Source organism: Intrasporangium sp., assembly GCF_036566125.1.
In the GTDB taxonomy this organism is placed as follows: Bacteria; Actinomycetota; Actinomycetes; order Actinomycetales; family Dermatophilaceae; genus Intrasporangium.
Genome location: NZ_DATCWX010000132.1, coordinates 1 through 5,274, shown reverse-complemented (window position 1 = coordinate 5,274; position 5,274 = coordinate 1). Strand labels below are relative to the sequence as shown.

10 protein-coding genes are annotated in these 5,274 nt (G+C 67.3%); all 10 read right to left on the bottom strand.

Features of this window, described 5'->3' with window-relative positions; translation table 11 throughout:
- Positions 1 to 1,152: phage portal protein (locus VIR15_RS07715; protein WP_331926891.1), on the bottom strand; the 1,152-nt coding region annotated here is incomplete at its 3' end.
- The gene (locus VIR15_RS07710; protein ID WP_331926890.1) at positions 1,149 to 1,295 is read right to left on the bottom strand and encodes a hypothetical protein; all 147 of its coding nucleotides are present in this window, start codon (positions 1,293 to 1,295) and stop codon (positions 1,149 to 1,151) included. The genes VIR15_RS07715 and VIR15_RS07710, both read right to left, overlap by 4 nt.
- Positions 1,296 to 1,306: 11 nt before the next feature.
- On the bottom strand, positions 1,307 to 2,770 hold the full coding sequence (locus VIR15_RS07705; RefSeq protein ID WP_331926889.1) for a terminase large subunit domain-containing protein: 1,464 nt from the start codon (positions 2,768 to 2,770) through the stop codon (positions 1,307 to 1,309).
- Positions 2,715 to 3,032, bottom strand: a complete 318-nt coding sequence (locus VIR15_RS07700; protein WP_331926888.1) for a hypothetical protein — start codon at positions 3,030 to 3,032, stop codon at positions 2,715 to 2,717. The genes VIR15_RS07705 and VIR15_RS07700 overlap by 56 nt, the downstream gene beginning before the upstream one ends.
- Positions 3,033 to 3,169: 137 nt before the next feature.
- Positions 3,170 to 3,331 (bottom strand): hypothetical protein, encoded by a 162-nt coding sequence (locus tag VIR15_RS07695; RefSeq protein WP_331926887.1) that lies wholly within the window; start codon positions 3,329 to 3,331, stop codon positions 3,170 to 3,172.
- Positions 3,328 to 3,570 carry a hypothetical protein gene (locus VIR15_RS07690; RefSeq protein WP_331926886.1) on the bottom strand — a complete coding sequence of 81 codons (243 nt, stop codon included), beginning with the start codon at positions 3,568 to 3,570 and terminating at the stop codon, positions 3,328 to 3,330. The genes VIR15_RS07695 and VIR15_RS07690 overlap by 4 nt, the downstream gene beginning before the upstream one ends.
- Positions 3,571 to 3,573: 3 nt before the next feature.
- A complete protein-coding gene (locus VIR15_RS07685; RefSeq protein WP_331926885.1) occupies positions 3,574 to 3,849 on the bottom strand; it encodes a hypothetical protein in 276 nt (91 codons plus the stop codon).
- A gap of 90 nt (positions 3,850 to 3,939) precedes the next feature.
- Positions 3,940 to 4,125: a DUF7455 domain-containing protein gene (locus tag VIR15_RS21240; RefSeq protein ID WP_422653720.1), complete on the bottom strand. Its 186-nt coding sequence runs from the start codon at positions 4,123 to 4,125 to the stop codon at positions 3,940 to 3,942.
- Between the two features lie 150 nt (positions 4,126 to 4,275).
- Positions 4,276 to 4,518 (bottom strand): hypothetical protein, encoded by a 243-nt coding sequence (locus tag VIR15_RS07680; RefSeq protein ID WP_331926884.1) that lies wholly within the window; start codon positions 4,516 to 4,518, stop codon positions 4,276 to 4,278.
- 277 nt (positions 4,519 to 4,795) lie between these two features.
- Positions 4,796 to 5,173, bottom strand: a complete 378-nt coding sequence (locus VIR15_RS07675) for a hypothetical protein (protein WP_331926883.1) — start codon at positions 5,171 to 5,173, stop codon at positions 4,796 to 4,798.
- Between the last annotated feature and the right edge of the window lie 101 nt (positions 5,174 to 5,274).

The following is a 5,274-nucleotide window of genomic DNA, read 5'->3' as shown; positions in this document are numbered from 1 at the left end:
TGCGCTTTCTCCTTCGGGTGCCGGATCGTTCGGCAGTTCCGGCGGGGTCGCCGGAGGTTCGGTGGTGCGGTACGAGTCGCCGCCCGGGATGGGCGCCTCGTCTTCCTGTGCGCGGATCTCGTTGATGGACGCCGCGCCCATCTCGACCCGGACCCGGTTGACTTCCCAACGGGTCTTCAGGTCAGCGCGGATCTTGGCATCCACGTTGAACCGCATGAACTGCGGCAGCAGCAGCCGACCCGAGAACGCGCGCTCGACTCGGATCAGGTATGGCTGCATGTTGTGCGCCCGCTTGATCTGGCGCGTCTCGTCCGTCGAGTAGGTCAGGGAGCCGGGGGGCTCGCCACCCGCCTCTGTCGGGTCGATGCCGTAGATCGACGCCACCTGGTTCGCGGACAGGTTCAGCGTCTCGATGAACTGCGTGTGATTCGGCGGGATCGTCGGCAGCGAGAGATCCCAATCGGAGCCGGTGACGAACGGCTTGCCCGACGCGAACGACTTGACCGCTCGCGACTGCACGGCCGACGACTCCTCGGGAGAGAGGGTCAGTGCGTTGTTCTTGAGCACCGCTGGAGGCAGCCCACCGCCACGCCTCACGTCGGCGTACTCCTGCGCGGACAGTCCGGCGTTCACCGCAGCGGCATACGCCTCGAGCGGCGAGAGGCCCAACGTGCGGCCCGGCGCGGTGAGCCACGGAATGTGCATCAGGTCCCGGCTCGGAATCACCTGACCACCTACACGCCACACAGGACTGCGGAAGTTCCTGTCGTCGACGTGGACGTTGTCCATCGGCAGCCACTCGATGACCGTCGGCACGCCCTGCCCGTCGCGGGCCAGGATGAGCCCGACGGCGGACCCGCGCACGACCAGCGAGTAGAACAGCCGCGACAGCCACGGCTCGAGCTCGCCGGCGTCGATCAGGTTGCGGAACAGCATCGGCGCCGAGCTCATCGGCACCCGCGCCCCGCCGTCCTTGCGGTAGAAGTCGATCGGCAGCGTCGCGCAGTAGTCGACGATGTGCCGAATGGACGCGAACACCGGCGCCAAGGCGAGAGCACGCGACTCCGTGACAGCCCGGACGGGGTCGTTGCCTTGGACCCAGTCGAGGGTCGAGATGGCGCGCTGCTCTGGGCGTGTGAAGAACAGGCTCACTGACGGTCACCCCCGCGACGCTCCCGCACATACGACGCCGCGAGCAGGGCGGCCCCGACGACGAGCAGCGGCAGGGGCTGCCACACGAACCACGCGAATGCAGCGACGAGCAGGAGACCCAGCAGCTCGAGAACGATCGACACGCCGCCCCCTCTCAGAGCACCGAATCCAGCACGTTGTAGGTCTTATGGCGCCCAAGCGCCCACGCCGCGTAAGCGACCGCCTCGAACGCCGACACGTCCGCCGACGACTTCCGCCGGCCGATCACGAACCGGTCACCGACGTCCTTGCGCACAGCAGCCCGGACAGCCGCATTCAGGTCCGCATCGTCCAGATGCGCGTGCCCGACGCCCTCGACGAGGTCGTACACCTCGCCAGCGGCCGTCTTCTCGTCATCCGTCTTCATCACCCGCAGCACCGACCCCGGCACCACCAGCTCCAGCGACGGCACAAGGTCAGCGCCCGGGCCAGCACCAGCGATCGCGACAGCCACCGCAGAGTGCTTCTCCGCCAGCCGCTTCGCCTCAGCAGGGCACGCAGCCGGCGAACCGAACCACACGGGCTCGAAGTGCACCGAACCGGCCTCGTTCCGGCCCGCAGCACCGATGACGGCACGCTTCCGGTCCACCGACACCGCCACGCCCAGCGCGAGGTCACCGACGATCCTGGACTTCACCTTCGGGTCGTAGCCCGCCACCCACTTGCCGGGCGTGAAGTAGCCACCACCGTCGTCGTCGTCCCAGATCCCGCGGCCCTCACGGTTCCACGAGTCCTCGTCGGCCAGGTTCTCCCGCAGCCGCTCCATAGACTCGGCCGGCGTGCGCGTGGGGAACGACGGGTTCATGGTCGGCCACTGCGACCGGTCGTCAGGGTGCGACCCCGGCTCGGCGCCGATCTCCAACCAGATCGCATTCTTGGCCTTGCCGGCGAGCGCCTTGGCCCGACGCGCCGTGAATGCCTCAGACGGGTCTGGTGGCCGCGGCGGGGTGCCCATGAAGAAGATCAGCGCGCCGTGCTCGTGCCGTGCCTGGTTCGTCGCGGCGATCATGTCCTCGAGCGACTTCGTGTCAAGGATCTGCGCCTCGTCGAACACCTCGACGTCGATCTCGTCGAAGCCACGCCCGAACCCGCGCGAGCGAGCGCCGAACATGATCATCGACCCGTTGTTGAACTCGACCTGCTGCTCGCCGTTGGCCGCCCGCATCGCCTTGATGTGCGGCGCGACCTTCTTGCGCCGGCAGATGCCACGCAGCGTCGTGAACGTCTTCGTCGAGGTGCGCAGATGGTGCGCCGTCCACACGACCTGCAGGCCGGGAAACAGGATGCACATGATGACGAGCAGAGCCAATACGAAGTAGGTCTTGCCGACCTGCCGTGGGATCGAAAGTCCGATCCCGCCGACAGTGGCCACGTACTTACCATCGGCGCCGTAGCCGAGGCAGACCGTGCCGAGCTGCGACTGCCACCAGTCGAACCCGAGGCCGAGCTCGCGGCCCTTCGCCTCGACGCGCGTGAAGACTGTCTTCTTGATGCCGCCCGGATAGGAGAAGTGACGAGCGTACTCAGACAGCCGAGGCGTCGAAGTCGCCGTCCTCGGCTGGGCCGGCCGAGCCGCCATTGTCGTCGTCCTCTCGGGCATCAATGGCCTCGATGTCGCGGACGACCTCCATCAGCCGCTTCGTGAGCGCAGCCAGGTCCCGAGCGGGCGTGTTCGGGTTCTCGACTGCAACCGCGATGCGGTCCCTCGTCGCGACGAGGAGCTCGCGTGTGGTGCCGACCTTCGCGGCTTGGGTGATCGTCTTCTGCTTGCTGGCCTTGGGTTTCGCTGGGGGCTTCTCGCCCGGCTTGACCGTGCGCAGCGAGGTGGTCCGTGCAGCCATGGGCCCACCTCCTCAACTCATGGATGAGTTACAGCTGCGTGGAAAAAATGCCGGAGAGAGATCAAACGAGGTGGGTTGTTCCGACGTCTGCCTGCTACAAAAACTGCGACAATGTCCGACGACAACTCATATGTGAGTTATTCGGATGCGAGAGCGTCAGTCGCAGCATCGAGCTCGACTCGAGCGGCGATGCGTCGCTGCTCTGCGTCCCTCGCCTCGGCTGACTTGACCGCGGCATCCCGGGCTGCCGCCTCGTGGGCGGCGACGGCTGCCTCGTACCGGGCGAGTGCGTCGCTCATGCCTTCGGTGCCCGCTCGCGCAGGATCTTGGACACGGCACGCAGGGCGATGCGACCCAGCAGCCCGGACTTCGGGTCCAGCGCGTCGAGGTAGTTCGCGACCTCGAGCATCGCATCGCGGGAAGGTGTCGGCGTTGGTGTCGCCACGGCTGGACCTCCTTGGACCTGTGGGATCTCGGCAACCGCCCGTTGGAGTTGACCGAGCAGCAGCCCAGTCTGCCGGACCTCGTCGTCTGCCACGTGTCACCACTCCCTGGATCGTGGGCGCGGGTCTGCGTTGAGCAGCCCGTCACGCTTGAGGTTGGACGCACGCACGTTGCATGGCCCGTGCTCGGGCCCGGTCCATCTGCTGCGGTCGAAGTCGTCATGCCCGAGGTGCCACTCGGCACCGGGTGCGATGAGGCCGGGACAGTCGGGGAAGAGGGGGTGTCCGTACCGTGTGCAGGTCGTGCGGCCCTGCGCCACGATGGGCACCCAGCGTTTGCGCAGCCTGCGGTGCAGCCCGTCATAGTCACTCATGCCTGGCCTCACACAGTCGGGCCAGCGACGGCACGACCCACCACCTGCCGCACCATGAGCAGCGCCACAGTGCGTCCCTCTCGGCGTCGGTCAATGCGTCGCAGGGTCGGCAGTGACTGGGCCCAGGTCGATGCGAGGTGTGACGCACAGCCAGCCATGTGCGAGCAGTGTGGGCTCCCACTCCTTCGAGTGGTGACCGCACGCTCCCAGCTCTGCCTTGGTCTCGGCGTGCCACCAGCTGTAGGAGGCGGGCGCACAGCAGCGGTCGCACAGCATGACGCCCTCCCGCCTCGCGGGCCAGCGCCGGCCGGACGCTGGCCGTTGAGCCCCAACCGTGTGGGGCGTGCGCGGTTCCGTGCTCTCGCCAGCCGCGCTAAGCGTGTGTGCCGCTGTTGGGTCTAAGGCTCGCGGCTCTCCTGTGCCCGCTCACCGAGGTGAACGGGTTGGGGGTTTGACTGCGCCGCCCGGCTTCCAGCGGTATTCGGGCGCGGTCTCGCCGGTCACGTTGAGGACGGCGAGGTATGCCTGTCGCAGTTCGTCGAGGTCGGCCAGCCGCTTACGGGACGCTGCTAGGGCCTGCTCGACGTTGGCCTGCGTCTCGCGCTCAAACTCCATCTGTGAGTCGAGCGCCTTGATGCGCCCGCGGATCTCTTCGATGGCTACCTGCATGGCCTTGCTCCTTCTCGCTGGGTCTTGCGTGGGCTTGCTCGGTCTTGCGTGCGCCCGGTGGGCGGCTAAGTGGTGCCCGCTCGCTCTGCTCCGACCGTGGCTCTCGGCCTGCACTCGGGATCGGGCGGCGTGCGGGTGGCATGTGAAAGCCCCAGCGGCTCGGGGTGCGAATCGCTGGGGCTTGGTCCGAGAGACACTACTCCCTCGCTGCGTCACAGGCTATCACGCAGGTAGGACAATCTGTCCACCGTAGCAGGGCGCGTGTCGGACAGGTTGCTCAGGCCTCCGGCTCGTAGAGGTAGAACTCCGAGAGGTCGATGCCATGACTACGTGCGATGAGGTCGACCGTCCGACAAGGCCAAGCGGGCGGCTCTCCCTCGAACCCTGAGAAGTCGCACCCCTCGCACTCCTGGGCATAGCGCTTGGTCCGGTCGAAGGAGTGCAGGTCGAGCATCTCGCGCTCCACGCCATTGAGTGCATCGAGGGCTGCCAATGCGGCCCCGATGCCCGGCTGTGCGGCGTCACGCTTGGCTTGCCATTGGGCCATGACAGCAGCGCGCTCTTCGCGCTCGGCCTCGGTGGGTTCGACCAGCCCGAAGTCGAGCGCCATCTCTCGGCTGATCGGGAACGCTATGGCGTTCTTCTCGATCTTCATGCGTCCATCCTCTCTCTGCGCTGTAGCGCGTAGGCCACAGCGCCCTTGTCGAACAGCGTGCGTCCCTCGGCGTCCATGCCGCAGGACTCGATGACGCCCCG